This window comes from Pseudomonas sp., from assembly GCF_002796985.1.
In the GTDB taxonomy this organism is placed as follows: Bacteria; Pseudomonadota; Gammaproteobacteria; order Pseudomonadales; family Pseudomonadaceae; genus Pseudomonas.
The window spans coordinates 341,480-360,075 of record NZ_PEKX01000004.1 but is presented as its reverse complement, the minus strand read 5'-3'; the positions used below and the strand labels follow the sequence as shown (position 1 = coordinate 360,075).

Here is an 18,596-nt window from a genome sequence, read left to right as displayed (position 1 = left end):
CGCTGACATCGGCCGCACGACGCGGCATTTGCCATCCTCGGAGCGAGAAACGATGAGCGCGGAGACTCAAAAAGAAACGCTGGGCTTCCAGACCGAAGTGAAGCAGCTGCTTCACCTGATGATTCACTCCCTGTATTCGAACAAGGAAATCTTCCTTCGCGAACTGATTTCCAACGCATCGGACGCCGCCGACAAGCTGCGTTTCGAGGCTCTGGCCAAGCCTGAGCTGCTCGAAGGCGGCGCCGAGCTGAAAATCCGTGTGAGCTTCGACAAGGACGCCAAGACCGTCACCCTCGAAGACAACGGCATCGGCATGAGCCGCGAGGAAGTCATTGCGCACCTGGGCACCATCGCCAAGTCCGGCACCTCCGACTTCCTGAAGAACCTCTCCGGTGACCAGAAGAAGGATTCGCACCTGATCGGCCAGTTCGGTGTGGGCTTCTACAGCGCCTTCATCGTCGCCGACAAGGTCGACGTCTTCAGCCGTCGTGCCGGCGCACCGGCCAGCGAGGGCGTGCACTGGTCCTCCAAGGGTGAAGGTGACTTCGAAGTCGCCACCGTCGAGAAAGCCGAGCGCGGCACCCGCATCGTCCTGCACCTGAAGGACGGCGAAGACGAGTTCGCCGACGGCTGGCGCCTGCGCAACATCGTCAAGAAGTACTCCGACCACATCGCGCTGCCCATCGAGCTGCCCAAGGAACACCACGGTGAAGAGGCTGACAAGCCGGCTGAAACCGAGTGGGAAGTGGTCAACCGCGCCAGCGCCCTGTGGACCCGTCCGCGCACCGAGGTGAAGGACGAGGAATACCAGGAGTTCTACAAGCACATCGCCCATGACTTCGAGAACCCGCTGACCTGGAGCCACAACAAGGTCGAGGGCAAGCTTGAGTACACCTCGCTGCTGTACGTTCCGGCGCGCGCGCCGTTCGACCTGTACCACCGCGAGGCCCCGCGCGGCCTGAAGCTGTACGTGCAGCGCGTGTTCATCATGGACCAGGCCGACCAGTTCCTGCCGCTGTACCTGCGCTTCATCAAGGGCGTGGTGGACTCCAACGACCTGTCGCTGAACGTCTCCCGCGAGATCCTGCAGTCCGGCCCCATCGTCGATTCGATGAAGTCGGCGCTGACCAAGCGCTCGCTGGACATGCTGGAGAAGTTGGCAAGCAACGACGCCGAAGCCTACAAGGGCTTCTGGAAAAACTTCGGCCAGGTGTTGAAGGAAGGCCCGGCCGAGGACTTCGCCAACAAGGACAAGATCGCCGGCCTGTTGCGCTTCTCTTCCACCAGCGACGAGAGCGGCGAGCAGAGCGTTTCCCTGGCCGACTACATCGGTCGTCTGAAGGAAGGCCAGGACAAGATCTACTACCTCACCGGCGAAAGCTTCGCCCAGGTGAAGAACAGCCCGCACCTGGAAGTCTTCCGCAAGAAAGGCATCGAAGTGCTGCTGCTGACCGACCGCATCGACGAGTGGCTGATGAGCTACCTGCCGGAGTTCGACGGCAAGCAACTGGTCGATGTCGCCCGTGGCGACCTGGACCTGGGCAGCCTGGACTCGGATGAGGACAAGCAGGCCCAGGAAGAGATCGCCAAGGCCAAAGCAGGCCTGGCCGAGCGCCTGAAGGCCGCGCTGGGCGAGGAAGTCGCCGAGGTTCGCGTGTCCCACCGCCTGACCGACTCGCCGGCGATCCTCGCCATCGGCGAACAGGATCTGGGCCTGCAGATGCGCCAGATCCTCGAGGCCAGCGGGCAGAAGGTGCCGGAAGCCAAGCCGATCTTCGAGTTCAACCCGGCCCACCCGTTGATCGAGAAACTCGACGCGGAAGCCGACGAAGACCGCTTCGGCGAGCTGACCCACATCCTCTTCGACCAGGCTGCCCTGGCCGCGGGGGACAGCCTGAAGGACCCGGCCGCCTACGTGCGCCGCCTGAACAAGCTGCTGGTGGAACTTTCCGCCTGAGTCGCCGCCTGAAAAACAAAGCCCGCTTCGGCGGGCTTTGTGCTTTCTTTATCCGCTCCACCCAACCGACAAGCGAAAAGGGGATTAGCCAATGAGCCAGATCAGCGTGCAACCGGTCGCCTACAGCCAGGACGGTGTGTCCTTCGAGGGCCAGCTGCTGTTCGATGCTTCCAGTACCGCACTGCGCCCCGGCCTGCTGATGGCGCCGAACTGGATGGGCGTCAGCCAGGGCGCCGTGGATATCGCGCGCAAGGTCGCCGAGCGCGGCTACGTGGTGCTGGTGGCGGACCTCTATGGCAAGGATGTCCGCCCCAACGGTACGGAGCAGGCCGCTGCGGCGATGATGCCGCTCAAGAATGACCGCGTGCTGCTGCGCCAGCGCATGCAGCTTTCACTCGCTACCTTGCTGGAGCAGGCCGGCAAGGTTCCGCTGGACACCACCCGGCTGGCCACCTTCGGCTTCTGCTTCGGCGGCTGTTGCGCCCTGGAACTGGCCCGCGATGGCGCGCCGCTGGCGGCTGCCGTGTCCTTCCATGGCACCCTGGATACGCCGAACCCGGCCGATGCGAAGAACATCAAGGGCTCGGTGCTGGTCCTCGACGGCGCCATCGACCCCTTCGTGCCGCGTGAGCAGTTGACTGAGTTCGCCAGGGAAATGATCGACGCCCAGGTCGACTGGGCACTGACCAGCTACGGCGGCGCCGCGCATTCCTTCACCGACCCGCATGCGCAGATCCCCGGCAAGATGCAGTACGACGCCAAGGTAGCGCGCCGCGCCTTTGCGGCGATGTTCGACCTGCTGGACGAGCGTTTCGGCTCCTGAGCTGATCGGGGGAGGGCATCGCGCCGCTCCCCCGATCCGGCTCAACGCAGCTTGGCCACCTTGAACTCCAGGTCCGGCCAGGCCGGCAGGCCGGCGAAGTCCTCCCGCAGGTAGCGCGCCAGTGCGATGATCTGCTCGTTGTTCAGGCTGTTGCGGAACGCCGGCATGTAGCCCAGCTCCGGCCGGGCGGGATCGCCGATGCCGTTCAGCACGACCAGCAGCAGGTTGTCCGGTGTTGCCGCGTACAGGTCGCTGCTCACCGCCAGGGACGGCCGCACGCCATTCAGCTTCGGGCTGTCGCCGTCATGGTGGCAAGCCATGCAGGCACCGTTGAACAGCCGTCCGCCAGTTCCGCTGGCCGGTTGCAGGGTGCCGTAGGTGCGCTGTTCCAGCTGCTGGGCCAATTGCTCTGGGGAGAAGTTGCCTGGCTGTTCCGGCAGGAAGGTGGCGAGGTAGCGCGCGATGGCTTGCAGGTCCGCATCCGACTGCTGGGCAAGCCCCGCTGCCACTGGCGCCATGGGGCCGGCGGCGCCGCCGTGGTAGCGCGAGAAACCATGGCGGAAGTAGTCGTACAGCGTTGCCTGGTCCCACGGGATGGGTGGCTTGCTGTCGGCATTGAGCGCAGGTGCCTTCCAGCCGTCCACCGTCGCGCCGGCAAAGCGCTCCTTGCCGCTGCGTTCGGCGCCCAGTGCGTTGCGCGGCGAGTGGCAGGCGCTGCAATGGCCGAGCCCCTCCACCAGATAGGCGCCGCGATTCCACTGCGTGTCCCGTTGCGGCTGCGCCGGCAGGGGGCCCTTGTCGAAGAACAGCAGGTTCCAGCCCGCCATGATCTGCCGGTGGTTGTAGGGGAAGGGCAGGCGATTGTCAGGGGTGTCGGTCTCCACGGCCGGGCGGCTCATCAGGTAGGCATAGAGGTCGCGCAGGTCTTCGTCGCCGACTCGGGTGAAGGCGGTGTAAGGGAAGGCCGGGTAGAGGTAGTCGCCTTCCCGCGAAATGCCTTCGCGCATCGCCCGCTTGAAAGCCTCGAAGGACCAGACGCCAATACCGTCCTCACGGTCCGGAGTGAGGTTGGTGGTGTAGAGCGTGCCGAACGGGGTGGCCATGGCGCGGCCGCCGCTTAGCGGGGCGCCGCCGTCACGGGTGTGGCACGCCGCGCAGTCGCCCAGGGCGGCCAGCCGCTGCCCGCGCGCGATGGCGTCGGCGGCAAAGCTGGCAGGGTCCGGCGGGTCGATCGGTGCAATGCTCGGTTGCCAAGTGGCGATCAGGCCCAGCACGGCGAGCGCGGCAAGCCCGCCGATAACGGCCAGTGAAGTGTTTTTCATGACGGTTGCTTCTCTTGCAGCGCGGCCCGAACCCGCTCGGGCGTGAACGGCGGGCGCAGGAAGCGCACGCCGGTGGCGTCGTACAGGGCGTTGGCGATGGCGGCGGCGCTGGGCACCGAGGTGGATTCTCCAGCCCCCAGCGGCGGGGTGCCGGGGCGGTCGAGCAGCAGCGCGGTGATCTTCGGCACCTGGGTGAAACCGAGGATCGGATAGCCGCCCCATTCCAGGCTGGTGACCCCGCTGCGGTCGAAGGTGGAGTACTCCATCAGCGCGCGGCTGGTGGCCTGGATCACGTTGCCGTGGACCTGATGGCGCACGCCGTCGGGGTTGACCATCTGCCCGCAGTCCTGCGCCACATGGACTTCGGCCACGCGGACGGCCCCGGTGTGTGGCTCGACTTCAACGTCGACGATCCAGGCGGCCCAGGCTGAGCCGAACCCCGGAAAGTCACTGTGGAAGTAGCGCGCATAGGCAAAGCCACGGCCGACCAGCAGGTTGCCCTGGTGCGCCTGTGGGTTGGGGGAGACGCGTGGCTGCCAGTGGGCGGAGGTGGCCAGCGCGTTGATCAGCGCAATCGCGCGGTCGTCGTGCAGATAGCGCAGGCGGAATTCGATGGGGTCGGCGCCGGCCATCTGCGCCAGTTCGTCGATGTAGGACTCGTGGGCGAACACGTTGGGCAGCGCCGACACGCCGCGCATCCACGACGCGCGGACGATGGGGGCGGCGTCATTGCAGACCACGCGCATGTGCGGATAGGCGTACTGCGGGACGGCAGTGCGGTCGCCCATCTTTGTCACCTGGGGTTTGGTGTCCGCCCGCAAAGTCAGCAGCAGCGCCAGGTTGATGCCGTTGTTGGAGGGGTAGCAGGTGGTGAAATCGTAGGCCGCCACGTTGCCGTCCTTGTCCAGCCCACCACGGACTTCGATCAGTTGCGCCGAGCCCTTGGGCTCCCAGCCGTGTTCCTCCTCGCGCATCAGCTGTACACGCACCGGCTGACCGACCGCCATGGCGAGCAGGGCGGCGTCGGCGGCCACGTCGTCCGCACAGTTGCGCCCGTAGCAGCCGGACGCTTCCATCCGTATGACTTCGACCTGTTCGGGCGGCATGCCGAGCAGTGTCACCAGGTCGGCGCGCAGGCTGTGGGGGTTCTGGGTGCCCGACCAGACCTTCATCACGTCGTCCTCGAAGTGCGCCAGCGCGCAGGACGGGCCGATGGAGGCATGCTGCTGATAGGGCCAGACGTAGGTGCGCTGCAGCGGGCGGGCGACTTGCTTGAGTACCGCGTCCATTTGCGCATCGTCCTGCAGCAGGCGCGGTTGCTTGGGGTGGGCGCGCAGGGTTGCTTCCAGGTCGTCGAGGCCCAGGGGCGGCAGGTCGCTCCAGTTCTTCCAGCGCACCTTCAGCTCGCGAGCTATGCGGATCGCCTGCTCCTCGCGCTCGGCCACCACGCCGATGAAGTCACCGATGACGACCAGCCGAACGAAGCCGGGCAGGTGGGCCACGGACTGTTCATCCACTGCCACCCGGCTTCTGCCCAGTGGTGCATTGACGTCGGCGCCGGTGTAGGGCGGGCGCACCACGCGGCCATGGAGCATGTCCGGCAGGCGCATGTCATGCACGTAGGTCAGTACGCCGGTGACCTTTGCGGGGATGTCCAGGCGTGGCACCGAATGCCCGACCACCCGGTAGTCGCTGTGTGCTTTGAGCGGCGCGCTGGCGTCGATCTTCAGTTCGAAGCGCTGCCCTTGCAGCAGCTCGCCATAGCCGATGCGGCGCGCCGGTTTGCGTTTGACGAAGATGGCGCCGTCCGCGCAGTCGAGCTGGCGGATATCGGTCTTCAGGGCTTGCGCGGCACGCTGCAGGAGGAACTCCCGCGCTTCGGCCGCGGCGCGGCGCAACGGGATGGCGCTGACCTGGATGCTCGAGCTGGCGATGGTCGGCCCCTGGTCGGGTGTATAGCGAGTGTCGCCCAGCAGCAGGGTCACCTGCCGGATATCGACATTCAGCTCTTCCGCGACGATCTGGCTCAGGGCGGTGCGGAGGCCGGTGCCCAGGTCGACATGGCCGCAGGAGCCGGTGATGGTGCCGTTGGCGGCGATGGCGATGAAGCTGTCGAGCTGGTCGAGCGGCAGGCCATTGTCGGCGCCCTGAGCCAGCAGCGGGCGTGGCAGCTGGACACTGACCAGCAGCACGCCGCCAGCCTTGAGGAAGTGGCGGCGGCTGAGCAGGTTCATGCCGGATTCCCCTGGCTGTCATCGCCGCGGCGGCCGGCGGCGCGTCGTACGGCGTTGAGGATTTCCATATGGGCGCCGCAGCGACAGAGGTTGTAGGCCAGTTCCTGGCGAATCTCGTCGTCGCTCGGCGTCGGGTTGCGGGAGAGCAGAGCCGCGCTGGTCATGACCATGCCGTTGGTGCAGTAGCCGCACTGGGCCGCCTGCTCGTCGATGAAGGCCTGCTGTACCGGGTGCAGGGCTTCGAGGCTGCCAAGTCCCTCAAGGGTGGTGACTTTGCGTCCCATGGCGGCGGAGACCGGCGTGATGCACGAACGCGTGGCGACGCCATCGAGGTGCACGGTGCAGGCGCCGCACTCGCCCAGGCCGCAGCCGAACTTGGGGCCGTTGAGCTGCAGGTCGTTGCGCAGGACATACAGCAGCGGCGTGTCGGCTGGCACGGCGAGCGGCCAGGACTGGCCGTTGACGACCAGTGTGAGGGGATCAGCCACGGGGTGGGCTCCTTCCTGAGAGAGACAGGCCCGACATCACCGCCGAGGACAGCGGGTGCAGGGAAAAGGAAGGGAGTCTTCGGGAGCGGCTTGACGCCAGCTAGGGCGAGCAGGCCGATAGGCCTGTAGGAATCGGGCGATAGGGGCGCAGGCACTGCGCCCCGTCAGGTGCTGGCTTCAGGCGTTGCGCGCGGGCGCCGTGGCGGGCTGGTCGGCGCGATAGCCGCGTACGCCGAACCAGATGATGTACAGGTAGCACACCAGTGGGATGGCGAAGGACGGCAGCAGGCCGATGCGGTCGGCGAAGAAGGCCTGCACCAGCGGCATCACGGCGCCGCCGACGATGGCCATGCAGAGCAGGCCGGAGCCCTTGCTGGTGAGGTTGCCCAGGCCCTCCAGGGCGAGGGAGAAGATGGTTGGGAACATGATCGAGTTGAACAGGCCGATCAGGATCAGCGCCCACATCGCCATGTGCCCACCGACGGTCAGCGCGGTGCCGATCAGCACTGCGATGGCAACGGCATTGAAGGCCAGCAGGCGGTTCGGTGCGATGGCACGCATCAGCGCGCTGCCGATGAAGCGCCCGACCATGGCGCCGCCCCAGTAGAACGACAGGTACTTGCCGGCCTGATCGGCAGGCAGGCCGGCGATTTCCGGTTGGCCCATCAGGCTGACCAGGTAGCTGCCGATGGACACCTCGGCGCCGACGTAGCAGAAGATCGCGATCACCCCGAACACCAGGTGGCGATGGGCGAAGATCGATTGGCGCCCGGCCACGCCGTCGGTGGGGGAGCCGTGGTGAATCTTCGGCAGGCGGAACAGGGCGATCAGCACGGCGATGGCGAACAGCAGACCGGCCAGCACCAGGTAGGGCGTCTTCACCGAGTCGGCCTCGCTGGCGGCCGAGCTGCCGATCTGCGAGGCGGCGCCGGCCCCGATGGCAAGGATGGTCACCGAGCCCACCAACGGGCCGACCGTGGTGCCCAGGGAATTGAAGGCCTGGGTCAGGTTCAGCCGACTCGCCGCCGTCGATGCGGGGCCGAGCACGTTGACGTAGGGGTTGGCCGCGACCTGCAACAGGGTGATGCCGGAGGCGAGGATGAACAACGCGGCGAGGAAGAACGGATAGGACTGCGAGCCGGCCGCAGGATAGAACAGCAGGCAGCCGATCCCGGCGGTGGCCAGGCCGACGATGATGCCGCTCTTGTAGCCGACTTTCTCCACCAGCCGCCCGGCGGGGAAGGACATGATGAAGTAGGCGCCGAAGAAGCAGAACTGCACCAGCGAGGCTTCTACGTAGGACAGGGTGAAGACCGCCTTGAGGTGCGGCACGAGGATGTCGTTCAGCGAGGTGATCAGGCCCCACATGAAGAACAGCAGGGTCAGCACGGTGAGGGCGCTGGTGTGGCGGTTGGCGGTCGACTGGTCCATCACGGACTCCTTGGGCCAGAAGTAGCGGGCTTGCCGTCGGCAAGGATTCGGGAGGTGCGATGCTGCGGCAAGCCGCATCGCGCGTCCCCTTTCATTCGCCGGTTTCGACTGCGGGGCGGCGATTTCTGATCGGTGTCTCTGTACGGCTAGCGCGGCAGTTCGATGCGTTCCTGCTCGCCCGGCACTGTCGGCCAGTCGCGCGCGGCCCAGCGTTCGCGAGCGCTGTCGATCAATGCCGGGTCGCTGGCGATGAAATTCCAGTTCATCCGCCGCGGCCCGTCCAGTGGGTCGCCGCCAATGATCACCGCATGGCAGTCGCCGCAGCCGGAGAGGGTGAAGGTCTCGCCCTCGGGCAGCACCACCAGTTCGTGCAGCGGCAGCGGCTCATCGTCCAGCAGTGCCTCGCCTTCGATCAGGTAGAGCGCGCGCTCGGGATGTTCGTCCGGGATCGCCAGGGTTGCACCGGCGCTGAGTTGCAAGTCGGCGTAGAGCGTCTTCGAGCGCACCGGCACCGGCGACTCCAGGCAGAAGCCTGAGCCGGCGATCATGCGGACGCGCACGCCCAGGCTGTCGCTCTCCGGCAGGCTGGCGCTGGCGTGGTGGCTGTAGCTGGGCTCGCAACCTTCCAGCTCGCGCGGCAGGGCCAGCCAGACCTGCAGGCCGTGCAGACGCGAGCCGCTGTGCAGCAGGTCCGCCGGGGTGCGCTCGACGTGGGCGACGCCGCGCCCGGCAGTCATCCAGCTGACGTCGCCGGGTAGCACCAACTGGTCGGAACCGAGGCTGTCCTTGTGCTGCACCTGGCCCTCGAACAGGTAGGTGAGGGTCGACAGGCCGATGTGCGGATGCTGGCGGATGTCCATGCCGTGCTGCGGCGCGAAGCGGCTTTCGAGCATGTGGTCGAAGAACACGAAGGGGCCGACGCTGCGGCGCTGGGCTGACGGCAGGGGCCGCAGGATGGGCACGCCCTCGACATCTTCGGCACGCGGGCGGATGGCTAGCAGGTTGGCGCTCATGATGGTGTCCAGTGGTCCGATCCACGCATGATAGACGCTTGGCGTCGTGGCGACCCGAGCGGCGTCAACCTGTCATCAGCCTGTCATGGCGATGTCATAGCCTCGCGCGGACCCCAACAAGGAGCGCGACATGTCCATTTCCCGCCTGCCAGCAGTCCTGGCTCTCTCCCTGGCTTCTGCCTTCGCCTCCTCGGCCTTTGCCGAAGTGCGAGTGAACGGCCCGGTCGAGTACGGCGTCTTCGTCAGCCACTACAAGGATTACCAGCCGGGCGAGCGCGTGCTCACTCGCAGTGAACAAGAGATCGACGCCACCACCCGCGTGCCGGCCAAGCTGGGCACCCAGTTCGGCATGCGTTACCAGCTCAGTGGCAAGCAGGAGGGCGACACCCCGCTGACCCTGCTGTACTTCACCCCTGGCGTGGTGACCCCGGACGGCCAGCGTCACGACAAATTCGAGGTGGTGCAGAAGCTGGTGGTGGGCGCGCCCACCGACGTGATGGCCTACCAGTTCACCGAGAGCCATGAGGTGGTACAGGGGCAGTGGCGCTTCATGGTGTTCCAGGGCGATCGCCTGCTGGCGGAAAAGACCTTCACCGTCGAGTAATTCGCGCGACACGTACTCTCTGTACGAACTCTCTTTGCCACCATCTGTACGAAGAAGGCCCGGCCATGTGCCGGGCTTTTCTTTGCCTACTGAATGACACGGATTACATCCTGTGGATTGGCACAGGGGAAACAGTTTGTTACTTTGCCTGCACGATAGTCCCAACTCCCGGCGTGCAAGCAAAAGAGGAGAGGGAGCCAAAGCGCCCGCAAGCGCTCTGGCAGGAGTGTTACTGCACGGTGGCCCGGGTTGATCCGAGGCGGCCGGCAGCCGAGAAACGAATAAGAACAGCACCGGCCGCAATGACCGGCGCGATAAATCTTGGCCATGGAGGTAATGCTGTCTATGAACAGTCGATTGGGTGCGCGTTCGTCCATTTTCTGGGCGCCGCGACGGGCAGGGGCGGTAATGGGGCTCTTGCCGCTGCTGGTGGCGGGGTCGGCTCAGGCCCTGGAGTTCAAGCTGGCGGAGAACGAGATCACCGGCTCGCTGGACAGCACGCTGTCCTACGGCGCCATGTGGCGCGTACAGGGCCGCGAGAAAAGCAACATCACCGATATCAACGCCGACGACGGTAACCGCAACTTCGATACCGGCCTGGTTTCCCAGGTCTTCAAGCTGACCTCCGACCTGGCGGCCAAGTACCAGAACTACGGCCTGTTCATGCGTGGCACTGCCTATTACGACACGCAGATCATGGACAAGCGCAACGACTACTACGACACCACCAATGGTGTGGAGCGTCCCAGCCAGTCGTTCCCGCAGGACGATCACTTCACCGATGACACCCGCCACATCGCCGGCCGCAAGGCCGAGCTGCTGGATGCCTACCTGTCCGGTAGCTGGGATGTCGCCGAGCACCCGCTGACCGGTCGCGTCGGCCGCCAGGTGCTGAACTGGGGCGAGGGCGTGTTCTATCGCGGCGGCATCAACACCATCAACCCGGTGGACGCCGCACGCTTCCACCTGCCGGGCTCCGAGCTCAAGGAAGTGCTGGTGCCGACCGAGGCCCTGAGCCTCAACTTCGGCCTCACCGACGACCTGTCCATGGAAACCTTCTACCAGTGGAAGTGGAAGGAAACCCGCCTGGACTCGGTGGGCACCTACTTCTCCGACACCGACCTGTTCAGCGACGGCGGCAACACCGCCTACACCACCGAGGACAACCCGCTGATCAAGGAGCTGCTGGGCGGCTATCCGACCGTGGCTTCCCTCGGTCTGCTGGGTAACGGGCCGCACGGGCCGAACGCTTACCTGAACCCCAACACCGGCACCTTCAAGGTCGCCAACGTCGGCAAGGATATCGAAGCCAGCGACAGCGGGCAGTTCGGCGTGGCCTTCCGCTACATCGCCGAGGAGCTGAATTCCACCGAGTTCGGTTTCTACTTCGTCAACTACCACGCCAAGGAACCGCAGATCGCAGTCGACCTGCGCGGCTACCAGGGTGTCGATGTCGACGAACTCAACTCGCTGCTCGGCCCGCTGGGCCTGGGCGATGCGGTGCCGGGGCTGGCCACGCTGGACATGGCGAGCAACGCCGAAGCACGCCGTGACTATGTCGAAGACATCCGCATGTACGGCTTCAGCTTCAACACCACGCTGGGTGACGCCTCGGTGTCCGGCGAAATTGCCTACCGGCCGAACATGCCGATCAGCATCTCCGCCACCGACGACCTCCTGGGTGACCTGCTGACCCAGGGCGTGCTCGGGCAGACCAACCTGTTCGATGCCAACACTCCCGCAGGCCAGGCCTGCGCCCCGGTGGCCGGCAAGCAACTGTGCCGTGGCGAGCTGTTCGAGAACTACGAACGCGCCGAGACCTACAACATCTCGCTGTCGACCATCTACAACTTCGGCCCGCACCTGACCTTCGACTCCATGACCGGCGTGGCGGAACTGGCTTCCGAACACATCCGCGGCAGCAGCCTGAAGTACACCGCCTGGGACGGCAGCGAGCGCAAGTTCGTCGGCTCCCAGGACAAGGCCTACGTTGGCGGTGCCGATGATGACGTGCAGATCAGCCGCGACAGCTACGGCTACACCCTGCTGCTCACCGGCAGCTGGAACGACGTCTACGCTGGGGTGAAGCTCTCGCCCTACGCCGTGTACCAGGAAGACTTCAGCGGCAACTCCGACCGCACCGGCAACTTCATCGAGGGGCGCAAGGCCTACACCCTCGGTATCGACGCCAGCTACCTGAACACCTTCGAAGTCGGCACCCAGTACACCAACTACTACGGCGCCGGCTCCAGCAACTCCATGCGCGACCGCGACAACGTCTCGATCACCGCGAAATACTCGTTCTGATCCGGAGAGAACCATGTACAAGAAGAGTTCCCTGATCGTCCTTGCCACGCTGACGGCCCTGGCCGTCACCGATGCGCGTGCCGCCGTCTCGGCCGACCAGGCCGCCCAGCTGAAAAGCAGCCTGACGCCCATGGGCGCGGAAAAGGCCGGCAACGCCGCCGGCACCATTCCCGCCTGGAGCGGTGGCCTGACCTCGGCGCCCGCCGGCTACAAGGGACCGGGCGCGCACCACGTTGACCCGTTCCCCGGCGAGAAGCCGCAGTTCGTCATCACCAAGGCCAACCTCGATCAGTACAAGGCGAACCTGACGGCAGGGCAGATCGCCCTGTTCAACGCCTACCCCGACACCTACCAGATGCCGGTGTACCCGACCCATCGCAGCGGCTCCGCGCCGCAGTGGGTCTACGACAACATCTTCAAGAACGCCACCAGCGCCAAACTGGTAGAAGGCGGCAACGGCTTCTCCGACGCCTACGGCGGTGTGCCGTTCCCCATCCCGCAGAGCGGCGTCGAAGCGGTGTGGAACCACATCGCCCGCTACCGTGGCACCTATATCGTGCGACGCTCCTCGCAGGCCGGCGTGCAGCGCAACGGCGCCTACGCGCTGGTGACCTCGCAGGACGAGGCGCTGTTCCGCTTCTACGACCCCAAGGGCAGCTACGACAAGCTCGGCAACACGCTGTTCTACTACATGACCTTCACCACCGCCCCGGCCCGCCTGGCCGGTAACGGCGCGCTGGTGCAGGAGACCCTCGACCAGGTCAAGGAGCCGCGCCAGGCCTGGGGCTACAACCCCGGCCAGCGCCGCGTGCGCCGCGCCCCGACGCTGGCCTATGACACCCCCATCGAAGACTCCGATGGCTTGCGCACCGCCGACGACACCGACATGTACAACGGCGCCCCGGACCGCTACGACTGGACCCTGGTGGGCAAGAAGGAAATCTACATCCCCTACAACAACTACCAGGTCACCAGCCCCGAGGTTAAATACAAGGACCTGCTCACCCCCGGCCACATCAATCCCAAGTACACCCGCTACGAGCTGCACCGCGTGTGGGTGGTGGACGGCAAGCTGAAACCTGGCGCACGGCACATCTACTCGCGTCGCACCCTGTACCTCGACGAGGACAGCTGGGGCGCCGCCGTGGTCGACCAGTACGACGGCCGTGGTGAGCTGTGGCGTGTGTCGCAGGCGTACCTGAAGAGCTTCTACGAGCAGCCGATGGTATGGACCGCACTGGACACCTTCCACGACCTCCAGGCGCACCGCTACAGCATCCAGTGGCTGGACAACGAAGAGCCCGGCACCGCCGACTTCAGCCAGCCGGCACCGGAAGATTCCAACTTCAGCCCCTCGGCGCTGCGTCGTAAAGCCTCGCGCTAAGCACGCAAACGACAAAGGCCCCGCAAGGGGCCTTTTTTCTTTCCAGCGGACAGCGTAAGGGCCGGCCCTGCCCGCGATCCGCCGGCAGGGCCGGCGTATGTTCTTGCTCGAATGCTGGTATGGGTGCCAGTTGCGGCTGGCATGCTTGGGCTTGGGTGTTCCAGCGCCGCTTCGGCGTGCGCTGAGAGTTCTGGTTTCGCCCCCTCGGGCAAGTCACTTTTCCAAGCGCCGAAAAGTAACCAAAAGGCTTGCCCCGGACATCCGGTTTTTCGCTTAGGCGAAAAATTCCCTCGTTGAATCGAAGTTTCGGAGGCACGCGTTGACGGGCCATCCCTGGCCCGACAACGCTCTCGCGGCATCCATGCCGCTCAACCCCCGAAACTCCGATCCAACGAGGCCTCCTGAACGGGGCAGTCGGAGCGCGCGGATATTTCTCTGGAAGTCTTCAGGGTGCGAAGAGCAGCTGTAGGAGCGAGCTTGCTCGCGAACCGCATAGCACGGTATCCCCCTGTAGGAGCGGGCCAACTTCGGCACGTGGTCATACGTAGGAAAAACTGTCTTCTTCTGAAGCCCCGCACAAGTGTTTTCCCTCTTCCGGACCCTGGCTGCGCGCCCCGCTCCGAAGGGAGAGGGCTGAGGTCGACACAGAACTATCCAGGGAGGAGCGGACTCTGTCCGCGATTGGTTCGCCGTTGTGCTGGGACGCCGGGATTCACGCCATCGGCGGTAACCGCCGCTTCACCGGGCTCTTCTTGACGATGGCGGTGTTGGTCTCGGCGAAGCCGTTGAGGTGATCGAGGATCTCGTCCAACTGCTCCATGGAGCGCACGCACATCCGCGCGTAGAAGCAATCCTCGCCGGTGACCTTGTCGCACTCGGTGAACTCGGGGATCGCCAGGATCTGCTTTTCCACCTCCTGCAGTTTCCCCGGCAACGGGCGCACCCGGACGATGGCCTGCAACTGGTAGCCGAAAGCGCGCGGGTCGACGTTCACCGTGTAGCCGGTGATCACCTGGCGCTCCTCCAGCTTGCGCAGGCGTTCGGCCACGCTGGGGGAGCTCAGGCCGCTGACCTGGGCCAGCGCCTTGAGCGAAAGGCGCGAATCTTCCATCAGTGCGGTGATCAGCAGTTGGTCGATCTCATCGGTCATGACGGCCTCGAAAGGTGGTATCGGTAATTTGCCTTGATAGTAAAGGTGATCAGCCTGTTTCGCCTGCGCCAGGCGATGGAGTGTGCGAATCCGCCTGTTCATACTGGTCTCCAACGAGCGGAGGTCAACCATGAACGAGCAGATCAAACGCGGCACCCTGGAAATGATCAGCGCCATGCTGATCTGCGGCACCATCGGCTGGTTGGTGGTTGTCTCGGGCCAACCGGTGCTGGACGTGGTGTTCTGGCGCTGCGTGTTCGGCGCCGCGACGCTCCTGGTGATCTGCGCGGTCATGGGCTTCCTGCGCCCCGGCATCCTCACCCGCGCCACCTTCGGCCTGGCGCTGCTCAGCGGCGCGGCCATCGTCGGCAATTGGGTGCTGCTGTTCGGTTCCTACTCGCGGGCATCCATCGCCATCGGTACAGCGGTCTACAACGTGCAGCCGTTCCTGCTGGTATTGCTGGGCGCGCTGTTCCTCGGCGAGAAGGTCACCGCGCAGAAACTCGCCTGGCTCGGCGTTTCCTTCGTCGGCATGCTGGCCATCGTCAGCGCGCACGGTGAAGCGGGGCAGGTGGGTAGCGACTACCTGGGCGGCATCGCCCTGGCGCTCGGAGCGGCGGCCCTGTACGCGGTGGCGGCGCTGATCATCAAGCGCCTGACCGGCGTGCCGCCGCACCTGATAGCGCTGATCCAGGCGGTGACCGGCGTCCTCCTGCTGGCGCCCTGGGCGACCCTGTCGCCACTGCCGCAGGCCACCACGGCCTGGGCCAGCCTGGCGACGCTGGGCATCGTCCACACCGGGTTTATGTATGTGCTGCTCTACGGCGCGATCCAGAAACTGCCGACGGCGCTGACCGGCGCGCTGTCGTTCGTCTACCCGATCGCCGCGATCTTCGTCGACTGGTTGGCCTTCGGCCACCGCCTGACCCCGTTGCAATGGCTGGGCGTGGTCGCCATCCTGCTGGCCGCCGCCGGCATGCAACGCGGCTGGAGCCTGAACCTGCGACGCCTGGCCTGGCGCTGAAATCCGTGCTTGCCTGACAATGCCGGGGAACCTGTGCCGCTGCGCACAGGTCCTGTAGGCGGACTTCAAGCAAGGAACGGACTATGACTGCGGCTGCCCTGACGGCGGATTCACTCAGCCTGAAAAGGCCTTCATCACGATGCATTCACCTGCTGGGCGTGGCCGCGCTGCTGGCGCTGGCCGGTTGCGGCAGCCGCGCGCCCAGCGTGCCGGAGCCGACCCCGGAAGAAGTACGCGGCAAGCTGACCAGGCTGATTCCGGCTGGCGCGTCCGACCGCCAGGGCTGGGCAAAGGACATCCAGGTCGCCTTCACCACCCAGCGCATTCCGGCGACCACCGAGAACCTCTGCTCGGTGGTGGCAATTACCGAGCAGGAATCCAACTTCAAGGCTGACCCTGCCGTGCCGGGGCTGGGCAAGATCGCCCGCGCCGAGATCGACCGGCGTGCGAGCAAGATACATGTGCCGGGTTTCCTCATCGACACCGCGCTGGCGCTGAAATCGCCGAATGGCCGCAGCTACAGCCAGCGCCTGGCGAGTGCGAAAACCGAGCGGGAATTGAGCGCGATATTCGATGACTTCATCGGCGGCGTACCGCTGGGCCAGCAATTGTTCGGCCGTTTCAACCCGGTGCATACCGGCGGGCCGATGCAGGTCAGCATCGAGTTCGCCCAGGCTCATGCCGACGGTTATCCGTACCCGGTGGACGGCAGCATCCGCCGCGAGGTGTTCAGCCGTCGCGGCGGCATGTACTTCGGCATCGCCCACCTGCTCGGCTACCCGGTGAACTACCCGCGCCAGCTGTACCGTTTCGCCGACTTCAACGCCGGCTGGTACGCCAGCCGCAACGCCGCGTTCCAGCGCGTGGTGGCGGATCTCACCGGCATCACCCTGGCCCTGGATGGCGACCTGATTCTCTACGGCAGCTACGACGCCGGCAGCACCGAGAAGGCGGTGCGCACCCTGGGGCCGAAACTGGGCATGAACGAGCGGGACATCCGCCGCGACCTGGAACTGGGCGACAAGCCGGAGTTCACCAAGTCGGAGCTTTACACCAAGGTCTTCGCGCTGGCCGAACGCTCCGCCGGCAAACCGATGCCACGGGCGATGCTGCCGGGCATCACGCTGCACAGCCCGAAGATCACCCGCCAGCTCACCACCGCCTGGTTCGCCCAGCGCGTGGACGAGCGCTACCAGCGTTGCCTCGGGCGAGCGCCAAACAACTGAATCAGTCGCCCTCGGCGGGGTCGCAAACGCCGCTGTCGCCGTCCGGGCCGGTGTAGGAAACGCTGACAGTGCCGTCGTCGTTGGTGCTGATCTGTATGGTCACGCCTTCGCCCTTGGCGACCACGGTGCTGTCGGTGCTCTGCGTGACCTTGGCTTCCTGACCATTGATGTAGACCGGCCCCCCCTCGTCGGTGTGGATCTGGATATCGTTGGGGCAGTCATAGTTGAGCATGGGGATGGCGGCAACGGCGGGCTGCACGACGATCAACAGCGATACGGCGATCAGTAGCGATTTCATGGCGTCTCCCAGACGAAGGCGGGCGCGGCTCGCGGCCGTGCGGACATCCCAAGCTTAGTGCAGCCACCGTTGCACGCTACAACGGCAGGCACGCGGCCGGTTCTGGCTCGGGGCCGCGCAAGAGCGGCCGGGCGAGCAGCAGCTGTTCTTCGTCAACCTGGGCGGCTACGAGCTGGGCAGCTTCGGCGCGGTGCACACCAGTATGTGAGCCTTCATGCTGCTGACACGGCCCTGTCATAAAACCTGACGTATAAGGGGCGCATAGCCGACCCCTGTGCCGAGGTAGTAATGACCGAGAAACGCCGAGTCCTGTTCGTCTGCGTCGCCAACGACGCCCGCTCGCCGATGGCCGAAGCGCTGCTGCGGCACACCGATGGTGCGCACTTCGAAGCCTTCAGCGCGGGTATCCACCCGACCGCCATCGACCCTCGCGCGCGCAACGTGCTGGAGCACGCCGGGATCTCCGCCGAGGGCCTGCGCAGCAAGTCCATCGACGAATTCCGAGGCCAGCACTTCGATTACCTGATCGACCTGTGCGACAAGTCCACCGACGAGGGCGACGAATTGCCGACCTCCAGCGAAGTGATCGTGTGGAACTTCGTCGACCCGGCCCACAGCGAACGGCACGACCCGTTCCGCCACACCCTGCAGGAAATCAGCGATCGCCTGAAGCTCTTTGAAATGGTGAAGAACCGCGACTGAAGCTTCTGGCGATGACCAAGCAAAAAGCCCGCATGGATGCGGGCTTTTTGCTTGGTAGGCCACAGGATTTCGCCGTTGCCTGGGGAGGGTTGCCGGCGGATTCCCGTAGAGATGGGGCGCTGGTCCTTCAGCGCAAGGGCGATTGTGGCGGAGGGATGTGACAGGGTTGTGTCACTTCGCTAGCAGCTGTGTGCCTTCGGGTGGGCTGCGATAGCGTTCGACACGATCGAGTATCTGACGCGCCTGGTCGTTGAGAGCCACGCCGCTGTCCTTGCTCAATTGTTCCAGCCGAGCGATTTCCAGTTGTTGGGCAATGATCATCGAGCGTCGTGCGTTGCGCGTGGTGTTGTCTCGATCTGCGGCTTCGCGGGCGACCTGCAACATCTGAATGGCATGCAGGTGGGAGCTGAGCTGGCGGCGGATTTCGTGTCGTTGCTTCAGATAGTCGATGTAGAACCACTGCACCGCCACGGCGCTCACAAGCAGGGTGAAAAGCGCTGAAAGCAGAACCTTGCGAACCATGGAACGTCCTTGTGTCATGGGCTGTATTACTGGCAGTCATGAATACTATCGATCCCGACGAGTGGCCAGGCCCGGCGGGCACCGATAGAGTCACGCTCAAAGTCATGTCCA

16 protein-coding genes are annotated in these 18,596 nt (G+C 65.3%); 8 read left to right on the top strand and 8 right to left on the bottom strand.

The genetic code is table 11. The features are described from left to right. The first annotated feature begins 52 nt into the window (after positions 1 to 52). Positions 53 to 1,957: a molecular chaperone HtpG gene (htpG, locus tag CTR55_RS04525; protein ID WP_296284353.1), complete on the top strand. Its 1,905-nt coding sequence runs from the start codon at positions 53 to 55 to the stop codon at positions 1,955 to 1,957. 91 nt (positions 1,958 to 2,048) lie between these two features. Beyond that, entirely contained in the window at positions 2,049 to 2,780 is a 732-nt protein-coding gene (locus tag CTR55_RS04520) for a dienelactone hydrolase family protein (RefSeq protein WP_296284352.1), read from the top strand. Positions 2,781 to 2,821: 41 nt separating this feature from the next. Here the strand turns inward: CTR55_RS04520 and CTR55_RS04515 are convergent, their stop codons facing one another. The 5 genes from CTR55_RS04515 to CTR55_RS04495 all read right to left on the bottom strand — a co-directional run bounded on the left by CTR55_RS04515 (position 2,822) and on the right by CTR55_RS04495 (position 9,268). Further along, a complete protein-coding gene (locus CTR55_RS04515) occupies positions 2,822 to 4,102 on the bottom strand; it encodes a cytochrome c (RefSeq protein ID WP_296284351.1) in 1,281 nt (426 codons plus the stop codon). Then, a complete protein-coding gene (locus tag CTR55_RS04510; protein ID WP_296284350.1) occupies positions 4,099 to 6,336 on the bottom strand; it encodes a molybdopterin cofactor-binding domain-containing protein in 2,238 nt (745 codons plus the stop codon). Before CTR55_RS04510 ends, CTR55_RS04515 begins: the two co-directional genes overlap by 4 nt. Continuing rightward, on the bottom strand, positions 6,333 to 6,824 hold the full coding sequence (locus CTR55_RS04505) for a (2Fe-2S)-binding protein (protein WP_296284349.1): 492 nt from the start codon (positions 6,822 to 6,824) through the stop codon (positions 6,333 to 6,335). Before CTR55_RS04505 ends, CTR55_RS04510 begins: the two co-directional genes overlap by 4 nt. A gap of 177 nt (positions 6,825 to 7,001) precedes the next feature. After that, positions 7,002 to 8,255 (bottom strand): L-fucose:H+ symporter permease, encoded by a 1,254-nt coding sequence (gene fucP / locus CTR55_RS04500; RefSeq protein ID WP_296284348.1) that lies wholly within the window; start codon positions 8,253 to 8,255, stop codon positions 7,002 to 7,004. Positions 8,256 to 8,401: 146 nt separating this feature from the next. Then, positions 8,402 to 9,268, bottom strand: coding sequence for a pirin family protein (locus tag CTR55_RS04495; RefSeq protein ID WP_296284347.1), 867 nt, complete (start codon positions 9,266 to 9,268; stop codon positions 8,402 to 8,404). A 130-nt stretch (positions 9,269 to 9,398) separates the two neighbouring features. Here CTR55_RS04495 and CTR55_RS04490 point away from each other — a divergent pair, with 130 nt between their 5' ends. The 3 genes from CTR55_RS04490 (at position 9,399) to CTR55_RS04480 (ending at position 13,563) form a co-directional block, all read left to right on the top strand. Then, positions 9,399 to 9,872: a DUF3859 domain-containing protein gene (locus CTR55_RS04490; protein WP_296284346.1), complete on the top strand. Its 474-nt coding sequence runs from the start codon at positions 9,399 to 9,401 to the stop codon at positions 9,870 to 9,872. 345 nt (positions 9,873 to 10,217) lie between these two features. Further along, positions 10,218 to 12,179: a DUF1302 domain-containing protein gene (locus CTR55_RS04485; protein ID WP_296284345.1), complete on the top strand. Its 1,962-nt coding sequence runs from the start codon at positions 10,218 to 10,220 to the stop codon at positions 12,177 to 12,179. A 13-nt stretch (positions 12,180 to 12,192) separates the two neighbouring features. Next, positions 12,193 to 13,563: a DUF1329 domain-containing protein gene (locus CTR55_RS04480; RefSeq protein ID WP_296284344.1), complete on the top strand. Its 1,371-nt coding sequence runs from the start codon at positions 12,193 to 12,195 to the stop codon at positions 13,561 to 13,563. Positions 13,564 to 14,275: 712 nt separating this feature from the next. On the opposite strand, the gene CTR55_RS04475 is transcribed toward CTR55_RS04480, so the two are convergent. After that, positions 14,276 to 14,713: an Lrp/AsnC family transcriptional regulator gene (locus CTR55_RS04475; protein ID WP_296284343.1), complete on the bottom strand. Its 438-nt coding sequence runs from the start codon at positions 14,711 to 14,713 to the stop codon at positions 14,276 to 14,278. A gap of 130 nt (positions 14,714 to 14,843) precedes the next feature. Here CTR55_RS04475 and CTR55_RS04470 point away from each other — a divergent pair, with 130 nt between their 5' ends. Continuing rightward, positions 14,844 to 15,737, top strand: a complete 894-nt coding sequence (locus tag CTR55_RS04470) for a DMT family transporter (protein WP_296284342.1) — start codon at positions 14,844 to 14,846, stop codon at positions 15,735 to 15,737. 152 nt (positions 15,738 to 15,889) lie between these two features. Then, positions 15,890 to 16,963, top strand: a complete 1,074-nt coding sequence (locus CTR55_RS04465) for a DUF1615 domain-containing protein (RefSeq protein WP_296284399.1) — start codon at positions 15,890 to 15,892, stop codon at positions 16,961 to 16,963. A 1-nt stretch (position 16,964) separates the two neighbouring features. Here the strand turns inward: CTR55_RS04465 and CTR55_RS04460 are convergent, their stop codons facing one another. After that, positions 16,965 to 17,261, bottom strand: a complete 297-nt coding sequence (locus tag CTR55_RS04460) for a hypothetical protein (protein ID WP_296284341.1) — start codon at positions 17,259 to 17,261, stop codon at positions 16,965 to 16,967. Positions 17,262 to 17,549: 288 nt separating this feature from the next. On the opposite strand from CTR55_RS04460, the gene CTR55_RS04455 reads away from it, so the two are divergent. Next, a complete protein-coding gene (locus CTR55_RS04455; protein ID WP_296284340.1) occupies positions 17,550 to 17,963 on the top strand; it encodes an arsenate reductase ArsC in 414 nt (137 codons plus the stop codon). A gap of 171 nt (positions 17,964 to 18,134) precedes the next feature. Here the strand turns inward: CTR55_RS04455 and CTR55_RS04450 are convergent, their stop codons facing one another. Beyond that, the gene (locus CTR55_RS04450; RefSeq protein ID WP_296284339.1) at positions 18,135 to 18,485 is read right to left on the bottom strand and encodes a hypothetical protein; all 351 of its coding nucleotides are present in this window, start codon (positions 18,483 to 18,485) and stop codon (positions 18,135 to 18,137) included. Positions 18,486 to 18,596 lie beyond the last annotated feature (111 nt).

Bases quoted from the DNA above. Each gene is read 5' to 3' on its own strand.
- htpG (WP_296284353.1), top strand. From the start codon at position 53: ATGAGCGCGGAGACTCAAAAAGAAACGCTGGGCTTCCAGACCGAAGTG.
- CTR55_RS04520 (WP_296284352.1), top strand. From the start codon at position 2,049: ATGAGCCAGATCAGCGTGCAACCGGTCGCCTACAGCCAGGACGGTGTG.
- CTR55_RS04515 (WP_296284351.1), bottom strand. From the start codon at position 4,102: ATGAAAAACACTTCACTGGCCGTTATCGGCGGGCTTGCCGCGCTCGCC.
- CTR55_RS04510 (WP_296284350.1), bottom strand. From the start codon at position 6,336: ATGAACCTGCTCAGCCGCCGCCACTTCCTCAAGGCTGGCGGCGTGCTG.
- fucP (WP_296284348.1), bottom strand. From the start codon at position 8,255: ATGGACCAGTCGACCGCCAACCGCCACACCAGCGCCCTCACCGTGCTG.
- CTR55_RS04495 (WP_296284347.1), bottom strand. From the start codon at position 9,268: ATGAGCGCCAACCTGCTAGCCATCCGCCCGCGTGCCGAAGATGTCGAG.
- CTR55_RS04490 (WP_296284346.1), top strand. From the start codon at position 9,399: ATGTCCATTTCCCGCCTGCCAGCAGTCCTGGCTCTCTCCCTGGCTTCT.
- CTR55_RS04485 (WP_296284345.1), top strand. From the start codon at position 10,218: ATGAACAGTCGATTGGGTGCGCGTTCGTCCATTTTCTGGGCGCCGCGA.
- CTR55_RS04480 (WP_296284344.1), top strand. From the start codon at position 12,193: ATGTACAAGAAGAGTTCCCTGATCGTCCTTGCCACGCTGACGGCCCTG.
- CTR55_RS04475 (WP_296284343.1), bottom strand. From the start codon at position 14,713: ATGACCGATGAGATCGACCAACTGCTGATCACCGCACTGATGGAAGAT.
- CTR55_RS04470 (WP_296284342.1), top strand. From the start codon at position 14,844: ATGAACGAGCAGATCAAACGCGGCACCCTGGAAATGATCAGCGCCATG.
- CTR55_RS04460 (WP_296284341.1), bottom strand. From the start codon at position 17,261: ATGAAATCGCTACTGATCGCCGTATCGCTGTTGATCGTCGTGCAGCCC.
- CTR55_RS04455 (WP_296284340.1), top strand. From the start codon at position 17,550: ATGACCGAGAAACGCCGAGTCCTGTTCGTCTGCGTCGCCAACGACGCC.
- CTR55_RS04450 (WP_296284339.1), bottom strand. From the start codon at position 18,485: ATGGTTCGCAAGGTTCTGCTTTCAGCGCTTTTCACCCTGCTTGTGAGC.